Raw genomic sequence first — 17798 nt, forward strand, 5'->3', positions numbered from 1 at the left:
ATGACCGTCAACCTCAAAACCCCCGAGGACATCGCTGGCATGCGTGTCGCCGGCAAACTGGCCGCCGATGTGCTGGAAATGATTGCCGAACATGTCAAACCGGGCGTCACCACCGATGAGCTGAACCAGATCTGCCACGACTACATCGTCAATGTGCAGCAAGCCATCCCGGCCCCGCTCAACTACAAGGGCTACCCGAAGTCGATCTGCACCTCGATCAACCACGTGGTCTGCCACGGCATCCCGAATGACAAGCCGCTGAAAAACGGCGACACCCTGAACATCGACGTAACCGTGATCAAAGACGGTTACCACGGCGACACCAGCCGCATGTTCCATGTCGGCGAAGTGCCGGTCTGGGCCGAGCGCCTGTCGCAGATCACTCAGGAATGCATGTACAAGGCGATCGAGATCGTCAAACCCGGCTGCCGCCTCGGCGACATCGGCGAAGTGATCCAGAAGCACGCCGAGAAGAACGGTTTCTCGGTGGTTCGCGAGTTCTGCGGTCACGGCATCGGCAAGGTTTTCCACGAAGAGCCGCAGATCCTGCATTACGGCCGCGCTGACACCGGCATGGAACTGAAGGCTGGCATGACCTTCACCATCGAGCCGATGATCAACCAGGGCAAAGCCGACACCAAAGTATTGGGCGATGGCTGGACGGCGATCACCAAGGACCGCAAGCTCTCGGCGCAGTGGGAACACACTCTGCTGGTGACCGACACCGGTTACGAGATCTTCACCCTGCGCGCCGATGACACCATCCCGCGCATCTCGGCCTGATCCAGACAACGCTCCCAGCCTTATAGAAGGAAAGCCAATCGATGCCGCAGGTGGATCCCGAACTCTTCGACCGCGGCCAGTTCCAGGCTGAACTGGCCCTGAAAGCGAGTCCTATCGCGGCGTTCAAGAAGGCGATCCGCCAGGCTCGCGAGGTCCTCGACACGCGTTTTCGCCAGGGTCGCGACATTCGCCGCCTGATCGAAGACCGTGCCTGGTTCGTCGACAACATCCTGCAAAAGGCCTGGGAGCAGTTCAACTGGAGCGAAGACGCCGACATCGCGCTGGTCGCGGTTGGCGGCTATGGTCGCGGAGAGCTGCACCCTTATTCCGATATCGATTTGCTGATCCTGCTGGACAGCGCCGATCACGAAGTTTTCCGCGACTCCATCGAGCGTTTTCTGACGCTTTTGTGGGACATCGGCCTGGAAGTCGGTCAGAGCGTGCGCTCGGTCGACGAATGCGCCGAAGAGGCCCGTGCTGACCTGACGGTCGTCACCAATCTGATGGAAAGCCGCACCATTTGCGGTCCCGAGCGTCTGCGCCAGCGCATGCTCGACGTCACCAGCACCGCACACATGTGGCCGGCCAAGGAGTTCTTCCTGGCCAAGCGCGCCGAACAAAAGGCCCGTCACCACAAATACAACGACACCGAATACAACCTGGAACCCAACGTCAAAGGCTCGCCCGGCGGACTACGGGATATTCAGACGATTCTGTGGGTGGCCCGACGTCAGTACGGCACCCTGAACCTGCGCGCCCTCGCCGGCGAAGGTTTCCTGGTCGAAAGTGAAAACGCGTTGCTCGCCTCCTCCCAGGAATTCCTCTGGAAAGTGCGCTATGCCCTGCACATGCTCGCCGGTCGCTCCGAAGACCGCTTGCTGTTCGATCATCAGCGCACCATCGCCGGGCTGCTCGGGTTTGAAGGTGACGACGCCAAACAGGCCGTCGAAAACTTCATGCAACAGTATTTCCGCGTAGTGATGAGCATCGCCCAGCTCAGCGACCTGATCATCCAGCATTTCGAGGAAGTCATCCTCGCGCCGGAAGACGAAGCGCCGCCGCAGCCGATCAACTCGCGCTTCCAGTTGCATGATGGCTACATCGAGGCGCGCAACGACAACGTGTTCCGCCGCACGCCGTTCGCCATGCTCGAGATTTTCGTTCTCATGGCGCAGCAGCCAGAAATCAAAGGCGTGCGCGCCGACACCATTCGCTTGCTGCGCGAGCACCGTCACCTGATCGACGACAATTTCCGTAACGATATTCGCAACACCAGCCTGTTCATCGAGCTGTTCAAGTGCAAGATCGGCATCCACCGCAACCTGCGGCGGATGAACCGTTACGGCATTCTCGGGCGTTATCTGCCGGAGTTTGGCTTTATCGTCGGGCAGATGCAGCACGACTTGTTCCACATTTATACGGTTGATGCGCACACGCTGAACCTGATCAAGCACCTGCGCAAATTGCAGTACACCCAGGTCTCGGAGAAATTTCCGCTGGCGGCCAAGCTGATGGCCAAACTGCCCAAGCCCGAACTGATCTACATGGCCGGCCTGTACCACGACATCGGCAAAGGCCGGCATGGCGATCACTCGGAGATCGGCGCGGTCGATGCCGAAGCGTTCTGCCAGCGCCACCAGTTGCCGGTGTGGGACAGCCGCCTGATCGTCTGGCTGGTGCAGAACCATCTGGTGATGTCGACCACCGCCCAGCGCAAGGACTTGTCCGACCCGCAGGTAATCCACGACTTTGCCTTGGCTGTCGGTGATGAAACCCGCCTCGACTATCTGTACGTGCTGACCGTGGCCGATATCAACGCGACCAACCCGACGCTGTGGAATTCGTGGCGCGCCAGCCTGTTGCGTCAGCTCTACACCGAGACCAAACGCGCGCTGCGTCGCGGCCTGGAAAACCCGGTGGATCGCGAAGAGCAGATCCGCCAGACCCAAAGCGCCGCACTGGACATTCTGGTGCGCGGCGGCACCGATCCGGACGATGTCGAGCAGTTGTGGGCGCAGTTGGGCGATGACTATTTCCTGCGCCACACCGCCGGCGACGTGGCCTGGCACAGCGATGCGATCCTGCAGCAACCGGTCGATGGCGGGCCGCTGGTACTGATCAAGGAGACCACCCAGCGCGAGTTCGAGGGCGGCACGCAAATCTTCATTTATGCACCGGACCAGCACGACTTCTTCGCGGTGACCGTGGCGGCGATGGACCAGTTGAACCTGAACATTCACGACGCGCGGGTCATCACCTCGAGCAGCCAGTTCACCCTCGACACCTACATCGTGCTCGACAACGAAGGCGAGTCCATCGGCGACAACCCGACGCGGGTCAAACAGATCCGCGAAGGCCTGACCGAAGCCCTGCGCAATCCGGACGATTACCCGACGATTATTCAGCGCCGGGTGCCGCGCCAGCTCAAGCATTTCGCCTTTGCGCCGCAGGTCACCATCCACAACGATGCTCAGCGTCCGGTGACCGTGCTGGAATTGACCGCGCCTGATCGCCCTGGACTGCTGGCGCGGATCGGCGGGATTTTCCTCGAATTCGACCTGTCGCTGCAGAACGCCAAAATTGCGACCTTGGGCGAGCGGGTGGAAGACGTGTTCTTTATCACCGACGCGCACAACCAGCCGCTGTCCGACCCGCTGCTGTGCAGCCGTTTGCAGGATGCGATTGTTGAGCAACTGAGCGTCAATCAGGAACCGGATATCAAGCTTTCGCGTATCAGTATTTGAATTAGTAACTATTACTCCGGTGGGAAGGAAGACTCCGATACCAGCCTGTTCAACAAACCCCTGTAGGAGTGAGCCTGCTCGCGATAGCGGTTCATCAGCTTGCATAGATATTGAATGTGCCTTCCTCATCGCGAGCAGGCTCACTCCTACAGGTTTTGTGTAAGGCGCGCATTGAACCAATCCCTCCCACATTAAAAGAGGCCCCAATGAACAACGCTCTGAACCAGCTCCAGCCGTACCCGTTCGAAAAGCTCCGCGCCCTGCTCGGCACCGTGACCCCGAACCCGGACAAACGCCCGATCGCCCTGTCGATCGGCGAGCCGAAACACCGTTCGCCAAGCTTTGTCGCCGAAGCGCTGGCCAACAGTCTGGATCAGATGGCGGTGTATCCGACCACCCTCGGCATCCCTGCCCTGCGTGAGGCGATTGGCGGCTGGTGCGAGCGGCGTTTCGGCGTGCCGAGCGGCTGGATCGATCCAGCGCGCAACGTACTGCCGGTCAATGGCACCCGTGAAGCGTTGTTCGCATTCACCCAGACCGCGGTCAACCGTGGCGACGACGCGCTGGTGGTCAGCCCGAACCCGTTCTATCAAATCTACGAAGGCGCCGCGTTCCTTGCCGGGGCCAAGCCGCATTACCTGCCGTGCCTCGACGAGAACGGTTTCAACCCGGATTTCGATGCCGTTTCGCCAGACATCTGGAAACGCTGCCAGATCCTCTTCCTCTGCTCGCCGGGCAACCCGACGGGCGCGCTGATCCCGGTCGACACCTTGAAGAAGCTGATCGCCCTGGCCGACGAATACGATTTCGTGATCGCCGCCGACGAGTGCTACAGCGAGTTGTACTTCGACGAACAAACCCCGCCACCGGGTCTCCTGACTGCCTGTGTTGAACTGGGTCGCAAGGACTTCAAACGCTGCGTGGTGTTCCACAGCCTGTCCAAGCGTTCCAACCTGCCGGGCCTGCGCTCCGGTTTCGTTGCCGGCGACGCCGACATCCTCAAAGGCTTCCTGCTGTATCGCACCTACCACGGCTGCGCGATGCCGGTACAAACGCAACTGGCCAGCGTGGCAGCGTGGAATGACGAAGTGCACGTGCGCGCCAACCGTGCGCTGTACCGCGAGAAGTTCGATGCGGTGCTGGCGATTCTTGCCCCAGTGATGGATGTGCAGCGCCCGGATGGCAGCTTCTATCTGTGGCCGAACGTGCAAGGCGACGACGCCGCGTTCTGCCGCGATCTGTTCGAGCAGGAGCACGTGACCGTGGTGCCGGGTTCTTACCTGTCCCGTGACGTCGATGGCGTCAACCCGGGCGCTGGCCGCGTGCGCATGGCACTGGTCGCGCCGCTGGCCGAATGTGTAGAGGCGGCCGAGCGGATCCGGGACTTCCTGATTCGCCACAAGTAATCTCCGCCTGCCCGTGCCGGGCAATCCGGCACGGGTGCTACAAAGACCATCTCGCCGCTCTTTTTTTATATTCAACTTCTATATTGCCCGGTCGTTATCGTTGAGCGCGCGCACTCCAGCCCATTTCACAGCCCAAACCAACAACAATAAATCTGCAGAAACGCCACTACCCCTAACAACAAAAACCCCATCGCATTAATACAAAGCAACACAACCACCCAACATATAACTTCTACAAAATCAAACTTTCCACTAAGTTTAGCGTTACTTCATCAAGCGCGAAACAATCAAAAAAAACAGAAACCACTAGAACTGCTATTAACCAAGTTCTGCCCTATTTGCTACGAAAAAAGTAAAAACCTTCACAACCATCCACTCCAACCGAGTTACCGAGTTACCGAGTTACCGAGTTACCGAGTTACCGAGTTACCGAGTTACCGAGGATGGTGCCCTTGATCGGGCATTTGTATAAAACTGAACTTAAATAAGGAAATTGAGAAAATGAACAGCTGCAAAATTTGCAAGACCATTCACCCCGCGGATCCGCTTCTCGCCTACCAGACTGCCGTCACAGAGAGCCAACGCAATGCACTTAACGGCGGCAAAGCTGCAAGATCGGTGAGTGTCCACTCAAAACTCTGGAGTAATTTCCGAACGCTTTCCGTCTGCTTTCTTGACGAATTGAGTGCTGCAGATGCAAAGGCTTTTAAAAGCACCATCTGGAAATGGGCCAAGTTAACCAACCTTAATATAGTTTTTACCAGCAGAACCAATGCAACCATAAGAATAAAGACCAACACCGATTTAAATATCTCGCGTATCGGCACAGACTGCCTACTGGCTGAACCCGGTGAACCGACAACCTATATTGCAGAAAAGCCCGGCAGCGAGTTTTTCGAGGCAACAGTACTCCATGAGTTTGGCCACGTACTGGGTCTCCATCATGAACACTTGCACCCCGACGCCAATATCCCCTGGAACAAACAAAAAGTTCGAGAACTTTACGCACGTCACGGCTGGAGTCCCGAGGAGATTGAAAAGAACTTTTTCGATCCTATCGACACTCTCCGCCTGGTGCTTACTCCCTACGATAAAAACTCGATCATGCATTATCGCGTAGACAAGGAACTCACCGATGGCGTCTATGAGCTCGCCCCCAACAAGATCCTTAGCGAAGATGACATGCGCATGATCCTGAGCATCTATCCAGAAACACCTTCCGAATCACCCGATGATCCTTCGCACCGTCCCTGACTCGTCCATGAGCTAAATGCTCGCGACAGGTAGCGAGCCATCCGCGAGTACGACCGGCATAAAATCATTTGATCTGTCCAAGGTTCGCTTCGCTCAGATCCAATTCCCCCAATACCTCGCGCAACACGTCATCACCAATTTGGTGGTGACGGCTCAAGCTGTACAACTCAAGGCGTTGCGCCCGCAGCGCCTTGAGGCGCAAGCGACGCTCGAGCAGATCCATCTGGAACGCCAACGCCTGCGCTTCGGCGGAATCGTTGAAGACATCGAGCTGATGGCGATACTCGGACATGATCCGCGCCTTCAGTTCTGCCGACAGCGCCGCTTGAGCCGCGTCCTGAGGGGTGGTTTCTTCGGTTTCGAGGGCGTGAATCGCCGCTTCCGCAGTTTTACGCCACGCATCACGCACTTCCTGACGGCGTTTGTCGTCCGGACTTTTTTCGATGCCGCGCAACAGCAGAGGCAGCGCGATGCACGCCGAAACCAGCGACAGCAGAATCACTCCGGCAGCGATGAAAATCAGCAGATCACGCTCGGGAAACGCGTCCGGCCCCATCAACATCGGCACCGACATCACCCCCGCCAGGGTCACCGCACCTCGCACCCCGCCGACGGTCAGCAGCCAGCAGGAGCGCGCGGTCGGTACTTGTGTCAGCTCGCCCTTGCCGCGCACACGGCGCAGCAACACCGACAAACGCCAGATGCTCTGCACCCAGATAAACCGCAGCAACACCAGCGTGAGGAAAATCGCCACGACATCGAGGCAGCGATAGAACAACGTCGGCCACAGCGTCGGTTCATGGCTGACTACAGCTTTGATGATGTCCGGCAATTGCAGGCCAAGCAGCAGGAAAATCAGACCGTTGAAAGCGAACTCCAGCAGCGACCAGACGCTGCGATTGAGCAAGCGGGTGCTGGTCTGTCGAGGCAGCAGATCGAGCCAGCTCTGCATCATCCCCGCCGCCACGGCCGAGAGGATGCCCGAGACGCCAAGACGTTCGGCCAGCACATAAGCGGCGAACGGCAACAGCAACATGAACACCACATGGGTAGCCGGGTCATCCCAGCCACGAGCGATCATCCACGCCCGCAAGCGCCCGACCAGCCAGCTCAAGGCCACACCGACCGCCAATCCGCCGAGCGCCACCACGACAAAGGTCAGACTGGCATTGGTCAGCGAGAACACGCCCGTGATGGCCGCTGCCAGTGCGAACTTGAAGGTCACCAGACCCGAGGCATCATTCATCAGCGCCTCGCCCTGCAATATATGCATCAGCGGAGTCGGCAGGCGGTTTTGCGAAATGGCCGACACCGCCACGGCGTCCGTCGGCGACAACACCGCCGCCAGGGCGAAAGCCACCGGCAGTGGAATGGACGGCAACAACCAATGAATGAAGTACCCGGCGCCGACCACGGTGAACAGCACCAACCCCACCGCCAGCGTGAGGATCGGCCCGCGCAGGTTCCAGAACTCACGCTTGGGCATGCGCCAGCCATCGGAAAACAATAAGGGGGGCAGAAATAGAAACAGGAACAATTCGGGGTCGAGGGCCACATGCAGACCCAGCGTCGGCCAGGCGAGCAAAGCGCCGGCGGCGATTTGTACCAGTGGCAGAGGCAGCGGGATGACCCGCCCGACCAGACGCGAGACACTGACCAGCATCAGCAGGATCAGGACGGTGTAAGCAGTTTGCATATAGCGGAAATCTCAGACAATCGACAGCGTTGAACTGCCATATTAGCCGCTTAGGATGCGTCTGACCGTTGCACCTATGTCGCAGCCTGGAACACAGCCCATTGTGGGAGCGAGCCCGCTCGCGAATACGGTGCGTCATTCAACAGAGATATTGCCTGACACGGCCCCTTCGCGAGCAGGCTCGCTCCCACAGGTTTTGCAGCGTTACGACAACCGTGGCCGACGAAACCGTTTGGTCATGGCATAATCCGACACCATTTTTCTCCAGCACCTGTAAAGGGGGCGATTCCTTGACCGTTTCAAGTAAAACGTTGCGCCTTTTCGGCATCAAAGCCTGCGACACCATGAAGAAGGCGCGCACCTGGCTCGATGAACACGCTGTCAGTTACGACTTTCACGATTACAAAACCGCCGGCATCGACCGTGAACACCTGACCCAATGGTGTGACGAACACGGCTGGCAAACGGTGTTGAACCGCGCAGGCACGACCTTTCGCAAACTCGACGACGAACGCAAAGCCGATCTCGACCAGTCGAAAGCCATCGAACTGATGCTCGCTCAACCCTCGATGATCAAGCGCCCGGTGCTCGATCTCGGTGACCGAACCCTGATTGGCTTCAAGCCAGATATCTACGCGGCCGCTCTGAAGTAAGCAGCCCGTCACTCTTTGTAGAGGTGTATTTACATGTCCAATTCCCTGTTCAGCATCGCCTTTGGTGTCGGCACTCAGAACCGTCAAGGCGCGTGGCTGGAAGTGTTCTACGCACAGCCGCTGCTCAACCCTTCGGCCGAACTGGTCGCCGCTGTTGCGCCGATCCTCGGTTACACCGAAGGCAACCAGGCCATTACCTTCACCACCGCTCAGGCGGCGCAACTGGCTGAAGCCGTGAAAGGCATCGACGCCGTGCAAGGCAAGCTGCTGACGCGTCTGGCCGAAAGCCACAAGCCGCTGGTCGCCACCCTGCTGGCTGAAGACGCACAGCTGACTTCGACCCCTGAGGCTTATCTGAAGCTGCACCTGCTGTCGCACCGTCTGGTCAAGCCGCACGGCGTGAGCCTGGCCGGGATTTTCCCGCTGCTGCCAAACGTCGCGTGGACCAGCCAGGGCGCCATCGACCTGAGCGAACTGGCCGAAATGCAACTGGAAGCTCGCCTGCGTGGCGACCTGCTGGAAGTGTTCTCGGTGGACAAGTTCCCGAAAATGACCGACTACGTGGTCCCGGCCGGCGTGCGTATCGCTGACGCCGCACGTCTGCGTCTGGGCGCTTACGTCGGTGAAGGCACCACCGTGATGCACGAAGGTTTCATCAACTTCAACGCCGGCACCGAAGGCCCGGGCATGATCGAAGGCCGCGTTTCTGCTGGCGTGTTCGTCGGCAAGGGTTCGGACCTGGGCGGCGGCTGCTCGACCATGGGCACCCTGTCGGGCGGCGGCAACATCGTCATCAAGGTCGGCGAAGGCTGCCTGATCGGCGCCAACGCTGGTATCGGTATTCCGTTGGGCGACCGCAACACCGTTGAGTCGGGCCTGTACGTGACCGCCGGCACCAAGGTGGCGCTGCTGGACGAAAACAACAATCTGGTTAAAGTCGTCAAGGCGCGTGAGCTGGCCGGTCAGACTGACCTGCTGTTCCGTCGCAATTCGGAAACCGGTGCTGTGGAATGCAAAACCCACAAATCGGCGATCGAACTGAACGAAGCGCTCCACGCTCACAACTAAGTGCTTGGATAATCCATTGTAGGAGTGAGCCTGCTCGCGATGCTTTTAGCGCCCTCACGGACGCCATCGCGAGCAGGCTCACTCCTACAGGATTTGGCGTACATCCCGCCCCTCTTCACCAGGGCTAAAGACCGTGATGATTCCCTCCCCCTGGCGTGCCGCTTTCCCGGCCATCGCCGCGCTGCAACGGCAAGACCAGACCTATCTGGACAACGCCGCCACCACGCAAAAACCCCAGGCCCTGCTCGACGCACTGACGCATTACTACGCCAATGGCGCAGCCAATGTGCACCGTGCGCAACACCTGCCCGGCGCTCACGCGACGCAGGCGTTCGAGGACAGTCGGCTGAAGGTCGCGCAATGGCTGAACGCCGGTGACAGCGGGCAGATCATCTTCACCCACGGCGCCACCAGTGCGCTGAATCTCCTGGCTTATGGCCTGGAACATCTTTTCCACCCGGGCGATGAAATTGTCATCAGCGCCCTGGAGCATCACGCCAATCTGCTGCCGTGGCAGCAACTGGCGCAACGGCGCAATCTGAAACTGGTGATCCTGCCGCTGGATACCGACGGCTTGATCGACCTCGCTGCTGCCGTGCATTTGATTGGTCCGCGCACGCGATTGCTGGCGGTCAGTCAGTTATCCAACGTATTGGGCGCCTGGCAGCCATTACCGGCATTGTTGGGCATGGCCAAGGCGCAGAACGCGCTGACCGTGGTCGATGGCGCGCAGGGCGTGGTTCATGGTCGGCATGACGTGCAGGCGCTGGGTTGCGACTTTTATGTGTTTTCCAGTCACAAGCTGTATGGCCCCGATGGCCTCGGCGTGCTATTCGGGCGCAATGCAGCACTTGAGCAGTTGAAGCCCTGGCAGTTCGGCGGTGAGATGGTGCTGGAAGCCAATTATCACGACGCGCGCTTTCGCCCGGCGCCACTGGGTTTTGAAGCGGGCACGCCGCCGATTGCCAGTGTGATAGGCCTTGGCGCCACGCTCGATTATCTGGCGGGTCTGGATCAGGAAGCGGTGTCCGCCCATGAAGCGGCGCTGCATGACTACCTGCTGCGTGGCCTCGCGGCGCGCAATGGCATTCGTTTGCTCGGCAAGCCGCAATTGGCGCTGGCGAGTTTTGTCGTTGAAGGTGTGCATAACGCTGATTTGGCGCACTTGCTGACTGAGCAAGGTATTGCCGTGCGCGCCGGGCATCACTGCGCCATGCCGCTACTGAAAAGCTTTGAGCTGGCCGGAGCGATTCGGGTGTCGCTGGCGCTGTACAACGACTCGGAAGATCTGGAACGCTTCTTTGAGGCGCTGGATCAGGCGCTGGAGTTGTTGCGATGAGTTTGCCGGTCGAGGCAGTTGAAGCGCTGCAGACGTTTCAGAACGCGGCGGGCTGGGAACAGCGGGCGCGGTTGTTGATGCAGTTTGGTGATCGCTTGCCGGCGCTCAACGATGCAGATAAGTGCGAGGCTAACCGGGTGCATGGCTGTGAGAGTCAGGTCTGGCTGGTGGGTGAACTGCACGACGGTCACTGGCAATTCAGCGCCAGCAGCGATGCGCGGATGATTCGTGGGTTGGTGGCGTTGTTGCTGTTGCGGGTTAACGGGTTGTCGGCGGCGGAGTTGCAGCAAATTGATCTGCCGGACTGGTTCAATCAGCTAGGGCTTTCGCGCCAGCTATCGCCGTCGCGCAGTAATGGCCTTAATGCTGTGCTCAAGCGGATGAATGAGTTGGCCGGTTAATCGCTTTCGCGAGCAGGCTCGCTCCCACAGGGGAATGCATCTCAATGTGGGAGCGAGCCTGCTCGCGAAGAGGCCAGCAGCCCCAACATCAAACCTGAGGCTTAATACGCTCCGCCGGTCGCCGAACACCCGCGACAATCTTGTCCACAGCCTTGGTCGCCGCAACCATGCCAAACGTCGCCGTGACCATCATCACCGCGCCAAATCCACCGGCGCAGTCCAGTTTCACGCCATCGCCAACAAAACTCTTCTGCAAGCAAATGCTGCCATCCGGTTTCGGGTAGCGCAGTTGCTCGGTGGAAAACACACACGGCACGCTGTAATGACGGGTCACGGTGCGCGAAAAGCCGTAATCGCGACGCAACGTCGAGCGCACTTTCGAGGCCAAGGGGTCATTGAACGTCCGGTTGAGGTCGCACACCTGAATCAGCGTCGGATCAATCTGCCCGCCCGCGCCACCCGTGGTGATGATCTGGATCTTGCGGCGCTTGCACCAGGCGATCAGCGCGGCCTTGGCGTTGACCGCGTCGATGCAGTCGATCACGCAGTCGATGTTCGGCGTGATGTACTCGGCCATGGTCTCGCGGGTGACGAAATCCGCCACGGCGTGCACGGTGCAATCCGGGTTGATCCCGCGCAGACGCTCGGCCATCACTTCGACCTTGGGCTTGCCGACGGTGCTGTCGAGCGCGTGCAACTGACGGTTGGCGTTGCTGACGCAGACGTCATCAAGGTCGAACAGCGAAATCTCGCCGACGCCACAACGGGCCATGGCTTCCGCCGCCCAGGAACCGACACCACCGACGCCGACGATCGCCACATGGGCCGCGCGCAGGCGTTCCAGGCCTTCAATGCCATACAAACGGGCGATGCCTGCAAACCGCGGATCTTCTGTACTCATGACCATTACCCCAAAAACCGGCGCGCATTATAGGGCCACGCGGCGACAAGTTCTAAACATCAGCTACAAGTGTAAGAACTTAAGTCAAAGTCGGCTGCCCAATGTCGGGCATTTCCCTGCCTGATGTACGACTTGCGAACTGCCGGTGTAGGATGCGCGCCCCTCGGGCGTATAGCCGACCGATCCTCCGTTCCACAGCCTTTGGAACCCGAAATAGCTATGTCATCGCGTAAATTTGGACTCAACCTGGTGGTGGTTCTGGCAATCGCCGCCCTGTTCACCGGTTTCTGGGCGCTGATCAATCGCCCGGTTTCCGCGCCGAACTGGCCGGAGCAGATCTCCGGTTTCTCCTATTCACCGTTCCAGCAGGGACAGTTCCCGCAGAAGGATCAGTATCCGACTGACGACGAAATGCGCCGCGATCTGGAGATCATGAGCAAGCTGACGGACAACATCCGCATCTACTCGGTCGACGGCTCGCTGCAAGACATCCCGAAACTGGCTGAAGAATTCGGCTTGCGCGTGACGCTGGGGATCTGGATCAGCCCCGACCAGGAACGCAACGAACGCGAGATCACCCGTGCCATCGAACTGGCCAATACATCACGCAGCGTGGTTCGCGTGGTGGTCGGTAACGAAGCGATCTTCCGCAAGGAAATCACCGCCCAAGAGCTGAGCGTGCTGCTCGATCGCGTGCGCGCGGCGGTGAAAGTGCCGGTGACCACGTCCGAGCAATGGCACGTCTGGGAAGAACACCCGGAGCTGGCCAAGCACGTTGACCTGATTGCTGCGCACGTTCTGCCGTACTGGGAGTTCATCCCGGTCGACAAGGCCGGGCAGTTCGTTTTCGATCGCGCTCGCGATCTGAAAAAGATGTTCCCGAAAAAACCGCTGCTGCTCTCCGAGGTGGGCTGGCCGAGCAACGGCCGCATGCGCGGTGGCGCCGATGCGTCGCCGGCGGATCAGGCGATCTACCTGCGTAACCTGGTCAACAAGCTCAACCGCCAAGGCTTCAACTACTTCGTGATCGAAGCCTTTGACCAGCCGTGGAAGGCCAGCGACGAAGGCTCGGTCGGCGCCTATTGGGGCGTGTTCAACGCTGCGCGTCAGCAGAAATTCAACTTTGAAGGCCCGGTGGTCGCAATCCCGCAATGGCGCGTGCTGGCGATCGGTTCGGTGGTGCTGGCGCTGTTGTCGCTGACCTTGCTGATGATCGACGGCTCGGCCCTGCGTCAACGTGGGCGGATCTTCCTGACCTTTATCGCGTTTCTTTGCGGCTCGGTATTGGTGTGGATCGGTTACGACTACAGCCTGCAATACAGCACGTGGTTCAGTCTGACTGTCGGTTTCCTCTTGGCGCTGGGTGCGCTCGGGGTGTTTATCGTCTTGCTGACCGAGGCGCATGAGCTGGCCGAGGCGGTGTGGATTCACAAACGTCGGCGCGAGTTCCTGCCGGTCGAGGGCGACTCCAGCTATCGCCCGAAAGTGTCGATTCACGTGCCGTGCTACAACGAGCCGCCGGACATGGTCAAACAGACCCTCGATGCACTGGCCGCCCTCGATTACCCGGACTACGAAGTCCTGATCATCGACAACAACACCAAGGACCCGGCGGTGTGGGAACCGGTGCGCGATTACTGCGAAACCCTCGGCCCGCGCTTCAAGTTCTTCCACGTCTCGCCGCTGGCCGGTTTCAAGGGTGGTGCGCTGAACTACCTGATTCCGCACACCGCCAAGGACGCCGAGGTCATTGCCGTGATCGACTCCGATTACTGCGTGCACCCGAATTGGCTCAAGCACATGGTGCCGCACTTCGCCGACCCGAAAATCGCCGTGGTGCAGTCGCCGCAGGATTATCGCGACCAGAACGAAAGCACCTTCAAAAAGCTTTGCTACGCCGAATATAAAGGCTTCTTCCACATCGGCATGGTCACCCGCAACGACCGTGACGCGATCATTCAGCACGGCACCATGACCATGACCCGCCGCTCGGTGCTGGAAGAGTTGGGCTGGGCTGACTGGTGCATCTGTGAAGACGCCGAACTCGGTCTGCGCGTGTTCGAGAAAGGCCTGTCGGCGGCGTATTACCACGACAGCTACGGCAAGGGTCTGATGCCGGATACGTTTATCGACTTCAAGAAACAGCGTTTCCGCTGGGCTTACGGCGCAATCCAGATCATCAAACGCCACACCGGCAGCCTGCTGCGCGGCAAGGACACCGAGCTGACCCGTGGCCAGCGTTACCACTTCCTCGCGGGCTGGCTACCGTGGGTCGCGGACGGCATGAACATTTTCTTCACCGTCGGCGCGTTGTTGTGGTCGGCGGCGATGATCATCGTGCCGCAACGGGTCGATCCGCCGCTGCTGATCTTCGCGATCCCGCCACTGGCGCTGTTTGTGTTCAAGGTCGGCAAGATCATCTTCCTCTACCGTCGCGCCGTCGGCGTGAACCTGAAAGATGCCTTCTGCGCGGCACTGGCCGGGCTGGCGTTGTCGCACACCATCGCCAAAGCGGTGCTGTACGGTTTCTTCACCAGCAGCATTCCGTTCTTCCGCACGCCGAAAAACGCCGATAACCATGGTTTCTGGGTGGCGATTTCCGAAGCGCGCGAAGAGCTGTTCATCATGCTGTTGTTGTGGGGCGCGGCGCTGGGGATCTTCCTGGTCAACGGCATGCCGAGCAACGACATGCGTTTCTGGGTGGTGATGTTGCTGGTGCAGTCACTGCCGTATCTGGCGGCGCTAATCATGGCGTTCCTGTCGTCGCTGCCGAAACCGGCCGCTGCGCCTGAGCCGGCGCCGGTCGTCTAAATCCTCATCGATGCACTAAACGGCGGCCAATGGTCGCCGTTTTGCTTTAAGATAACCGCCATTTTGCGGGGCTTGGCGTGATACGCGGTGTAACCGACCGAACCCAATCCCTGTGGGAGCGAGCTTGCTCGCGAAGGCTTTGTAACATTCAACCCTTATGTTGCCTGATACACCGCATTCGCGAGCAAGTCGAAGCGTCGAACCGTCGCTCCCACATTGGCCCTCGCTCAAATTCATGATCCTGGAGTTTTCCATGACGGCCCACGCCGACCTTTCGCCGACCCTCCAACTCGCCATCGACCTGATCCGCCGTCCGTCCGTGACGCCGATCGACGCCGATTGCCAGAAGCAGATGATGCAGCGCCTGGGCGATGCCGGTTTCAGCCTCGAGCCGATGCGCATCGAAGATGTGGATAACTTCTGGGCGACCCACGGCAACAACGACGGCCCGGTGCTGTGCTTCGCCGGCCACACCGACGTGGTGCCGACCGGCCCGGTCACCGCGTGGCAGATCGACCCGTTCAACGCGTTGATCGATGAACACGGCATGCTCTGCGGCCGTGGCGCGGCAGACATGAAAGGCAGCCTGGCGTCGATGACCGTCGCCGCTGAGCGTTTTGTCGCCGATTACCCGAACCACAAGGGCAAGGTCGCGTTCCTGATCACCAGCGACGAAGAAGGCCCAGCCCACCACGGCACCAAAGCTGTAGTCGAGCGTTTGGCCGCGCGTAACGAGCGTCTGGACTGGTGCATCGTCGGCGAACCGTCGAGCACTACATTGGTCGGCGACGTGGTGAAGAACGGCCGTCGCGGTTCGTTGGGCGCCAAACTCACCGTCAAAGGCATTCAGGGTCACGTCGCTTACCCACATCTGGCGAAAAACCCGATCCACCTCGCTGCTCCGGCGCTGGCCGAACTGGCCGCCGAGCACTGGGACCACGGCAACGACTTCTTCCCGCCGACCAGTTTCCAGATCTCCAACGTCAATTCCGGCACTGGCGCGACCAACGTGATTCCGGGCGACCTGGTGGCGGTGTTCAACTTCCGTTTCTCCACCGAATCGACCGTCGAAGGCCTGCAGAAACGTGTGGCCGATATTCTCGACAAACACGATCTGGACTGGCACATCGACTGGGCGCTGTCCGGCCTGCCATTCCTTACCGAACCGGGCGCATTGCTCGACGCGGTGTCGGCGAGCATCAAGGCCATCACCGGTCGCGAGACCAAAGCGTCGACCAGCGGCGGGACGTCCGATGGCCGTTTCATCGCGACCATGGGCACGCAAGTGGTTGAACTGGGCCCGGTCAACGCGACCATCCACCAGGTCAACGAACGCGTGCTGGCGGCGGATCTCGACGTGCTGACCGAGATCTATTACCAGACCCTGATCAAGTTGCTCGCCTGATGCTCGCTTGCCCCATTTGCAGTGAACCGCTGAACGCGGTGGATAACGGCGTGGTTTGTCCGGCAGGTCACCGCTTCGACCGTGCGCGGCAGGGTTATCTGAACCTGCTGCCGGTGCAGCACAAAAACAGCCGTGATCCGGGTGATAACCAGGCCATGGTCGAGGCGCGCCGGGACTTTCTGAATGCCGGCCATTACGCGCCGGTGGCCAAGCGTCTGGCCGAGCTGGCGGCGAGTTATGCGCCGGATCGCTGGGTCGACATCGGCTGTGGCGAGGGTTACTACACCGCGCAAATCGCCGAGGCCTTGCCGAACGCTGATGGCTACGCGCTGGACATCTCACGCGAAGCAGTCAAACGCGCCTGCAAGCGTAACCCGGCGATCAGCTGGTTGATCGCCAGCATGGCCCGTGTGCCGTTGGCGTCGGGCAGCTGCCAGTTTCTCGCCAGCGTTTTCAGTCCTTTGGATTGGGAAGAAGCCAAGCGCCTTCTCAGTGTGGGCGGTGGCCTGATGAAAGTCGGCCCGACCAGCGGCCATCTGATGGAACTGCGCGAACGCCTGTACGACGAAGTGCGCGAGTACACCGACGACAAGCATCTGGCCCTGGTGCCGGAAGGCATGGCGCTGGCGCACAGTGAAACCCTGGAATTCAAGCTGACCCTGACCAAGCCCGAGGATCGCGCCAACCTGTTGGCGATGACGCCCCACGGCTGGCGCGCGAGTGCCGAGCGTCGCGCGGCAGTCATCGAACAGGCCGAGCCGTTCGAGACCACCGTGTCGATGCGCTACGATTATTTCGTTCTTCAATAACTTTTGGTTCCGGGCGAGTGCCCGGGGCCGGCTAAATCCGCGAATGGATTTTTCAGACCCGCAGTGAGGACATCCATGCGCCAACCGGACATCGAGATTTACCTGAAAGACGCCGACGTCGACCACAAGGCCATTTCGGCCTGGCTGGGCGCCGCGTTGGGCCCGTGCAGCGACTGGGTACAGAAAGGCCAGACCTACAAATGCAAGGCCGGCAACGTGCCAGTGACCTGGCTGCCGAAAGCCGTGGGCAAGTGGAACAGCCTCTACCTGGAAAGCGACCAGACGCCGTGGGACGACGACATCGCTTGCGCGCGTGCAGCGTTTACTGCGCTGAACGTGGAAGTACGCTGCGCACCGGGGACCTGGGTTGAGGAAGAAGGTGAAGAGACGGCGGATCGCTGGATGCGCATCAGCGCAGACGGTGAAGAAGAAATCACCTGGAAAACGGCATAAAAGCAAAAGATCGCAGCCTTCGGCAGCTCCTATGTATGGACTCGCCCCACCATTCAACCCGCTTTTGAACACTGC

14 protein-coding genes are annotated in these 17798 nt (G+C 59.8%); 12 read left to right on the top strand and 2 right to left on the bottom strand.

Annotated features, from left to right (window positions below; all coding sequences use genetic code 11):
- The 4 genes from map (at position 1) to ACWR1S_RS11410 (ending at position 6187) form a co-directional block, all read left to right on the top strand.
- A complete protein-coding gene (gene map / locus ACWR1S_RS11395) occupies positions 1-783 on the top strand; it encodes a type I methionyl aminopeptidase (RefSeq protein ID WP_454563540.1) in 783 nt (260 codons plus the stop codon).
- A gap of 41 nt (positions 784-824) precedes the next feature.
- Positions 825-3527 (top strand): [protein-PII] uridylyltransferase, encoded by a 2703-nt coding sequence (locus ACWR1S_RS11400; RefSeq protein WP_116028744.1) that lies wholly within the window; start codon positions 825-827, stop codon positions 3525-3527.
- A gap of 206 nt (positions 3528-3733) precedes the next feature.
- Positions 3734-4933, top strand: coding sequence for a succinyldiaminopimelate transaminase (dapC, locus tag ACWR1S_RS11405; protein ID WP_454563541.1), 1200 nt, complete (start codon positions 3734-3736; stop codon positions 4931-4933).
- Positions 4934-5434: 501 nt separating this feature from the next.
- Complete coding sequence (locus ACWR1S_RS11410) at positions 5435-6187, top strand: M12 family metallopeptidase (RefSeq protein WP_454563542.1); 753 nt, start codon at positions 5435-5437, stop codon at positions 6185-6187.
- 64 nt (positions 6188-6251) lie between these two features.
- On the opposite strand, the gene ACWR1S_RS11415 is transcribed toward ACWR1S_RS11410, so the two are convergent.
- Positions 6252-7883 carry a Na+/H+ antiporter gene (locus ACWR1S_RS11415; protein ID WP_454563543.1) on the bottom strand — a complete coding sequence of 544 codons (1632 nt, stop codon included), beginning with the start codon at positions 7881-7883 and terminating at the stop codon, positions 6252-6254.
- A 290-nt stretch (positions 7884-8173) separates the two neighbouring features.
- Between ACWR1S_RS11415 and ACWR1S_RS11420 the strand changes: the two genes are divergently transcribed.
- From ACWR1S_RS11420 to ACWR1S_RS11435, 4 genes are all read left to right on the top strand, one after another.
- Positions 8174-8536 (top strand): ArsC family reductase, encoded by a 363-nt coding sequence (locus ACWR1S_RS11420; protein WP_116028741.1) that lies wholly within the window; start codon positions 8174-8176, stop codon positions 8534-8536.
- 33 nt (positions 8537-8569) lie between these two features.
- Complete coding sequence (gene dapD, locus ACWR1S_RS11425) at positions 8570-9604, top strand: 2,3,4,5-tetrahydropyridine-2,6-dicarboxylate N-succinyltransferase (protein WP_122591337.1); 1035 nt, start codon at positions 8570-8572, stop codon at positions 9602-9604.
- A gap of 133 nt (positions 9605-9737) precedes the next feature.
- A complete protein-coding gene (locus ACWR1S_RS11430) occupies positions 9738-10943 on the top strand; it encodes an aminotransferase class V-fold PLP-dependent enzyme (RefSeq protein WP_454563544.1) in 1206 nt (401 codons plus the stop codon).
- A complete protein-coding gene (locus ACWR1S_RS11435) occupies positions 10940-11344 on the top strand; it encodes a SufE family protein (protein WP_454563545.1) in 405 nt (134 codons plus the stop codon). Before ACWR1S_RS11430 ends, ACWR1S_RS11435 begins: the two co-directional genes overlap by 4 nt.
- 88 nt (positions 11345-11432) lie before the next feature.
- Here ACWR1S_RS11435 and tcdA read toward each other — a convergent pair whose 3' ends face one another.
- Complete coding sequence (gene tcdA / locus ACWR1S_RS11440) at positions 11433-12245, bottom strand: tRNA cyclic N6-threonylcarbamoyladenosine(37) synthase TcdA (RefSeq protein ID WP_454563546.1); 813 nt, start codon at positions 12243-12245, stop codon at positions 11433-11435.
- A gap of 219 nt (positions 12246-12464) precedes the next feature.
- Here tcdA and ACWR1S_RS11445 point away from each other — a divergent pair, with 219 nt between their 5' ends.
- From ACWR1S_RS11445 to ACWR1S_RS11460, 4 genes are all read left to right on the top strand, one after another.
- A complete protein-coding gene (locus ACWR1S_RS11445; protein ID WP_454563547.1) occupies positions 12465-15056 on the top strand; it encodes a glycosyltransferase in 2592 nt (863 codons plus the stop codon).
- A gap of 253 nt (positions 15057-15309) precedes the next feature.
- Positions 15310-16461, top strand: coding sequence for a succinyl-diaminopimelate desuccinylase (gene dapE, locus ACWR1S_RS11450; protein WP_454563548.1), 1152 nt, complete (start codon positions 15310-15312; stop codon positions 16459-16461).
- On the top strand, positions 16461-17270 hold the full coding sequence (locus ACWR1S_RS11455; RefSeq protein ID WP_454563549.1) for a putative RNA methyltransferase: 810 nt from the start codon (positions 16461-16463) through the stop codon (positions 17268-17270). The genes dapE and ACWR1S_RS11455 overlap by 1 nt, the downstream gene beginning before the upstream one ends.
- Positions 17271-17345: 75 nt before the next feature.
- Entirely contained in the window at positions 17346-17723 is a 378-nt protein-coding gene (locus ACWR1S_RS11460; RefSeq protein WP_454563550.1) for a hypothetical protein, read from the top strand.
- The last annotated feature ends 75 nt before the right edge of the window (positions 17724-17798 follow it).

It is taken from the genome of Pseudomonas sp. AIG (assembly GCF_977020205.1).

Coding starts and splice junctions, on each gene's coding strand:
- map (WP_454563540.1), top strand. CDS start 1: ATGACCGTCAACCTCAAAACCCCCGAGGACATCGCTGGCATGCGTGTC.
- ACWR1S_RS11400 (WP_116028744.1), top strand. CDS start 825: ATGCCGCAGGTGGATCCCGAACTCTTCGACCGCGGCCAGTTCCAGGCT.
- dapC (WP_454563541.1), top strand. CDS start 3,734: ATGAACAACGCTCTGAACCAGCTCCAGCCGTACCCGTTCGAAAAGCTC.
- ACWR1S_RS11410 (WP_454563542.1), top strand. CDS start 5,435: ATGAACAGCTGCAAAATTTGCAAGACCATTCACCCCGCGGATCCGCTT.
- ACWR1S_RS11415 (WP_454563543.1), bottom strand. CDS start 7,883: ATGCAAACTGCTTACACCGTCCTGATCCTGCTGATGCTGGTCAGTGTC.
- dapD (WP_122591337.1), top strand. CDS start 8,570: ATGTCCAATTCCCTGTTCAGCATCGCCTTTGGTGTCGGCACTCAGAAC.
- ACWR1S_RS11435 (WP_454563545.1), top strand. CDS start 10,940: ATGAGTTTGCCGGTCGAGGCAGTTGAAGCGCTGCAGACGTTTCAGAAC.
- tcdA (WP_454563546.1), bottom strand. CDS start 12,245: ATGAGTACAGAAGATCCGCGGTTTGCAGGCATCGCCCGTTTGTATGGC.
- ACWR1S_RS11445 (WP_454563547.1), top strand. CDS start 12,465: ATGTCATCGCGTAAATTTGGACTCAACCTGGTGGTGGTTCTGGCAATC.
- dapE (WP_454563548.1), top strand. CDS start 15,310: ATGACGGCCCACGCCGACCTTTCGCCGACCCTCCAACTCGCCATCGAC.
- ACWR1S_RS11455 (WP_454563549.1), top strand. CDS start 16,461: ATGCTCGCTTGCCCCATTTGCAGTGAACCGCTGAACGCGGTGGATAAC.
- ACWR1S_RS11460 (WP_454563550.1), top strand. CDS start 17,346: ATGCGCCAACCGGACATCGAGATTTACCTGAAAGACGCCGACGTCGAC.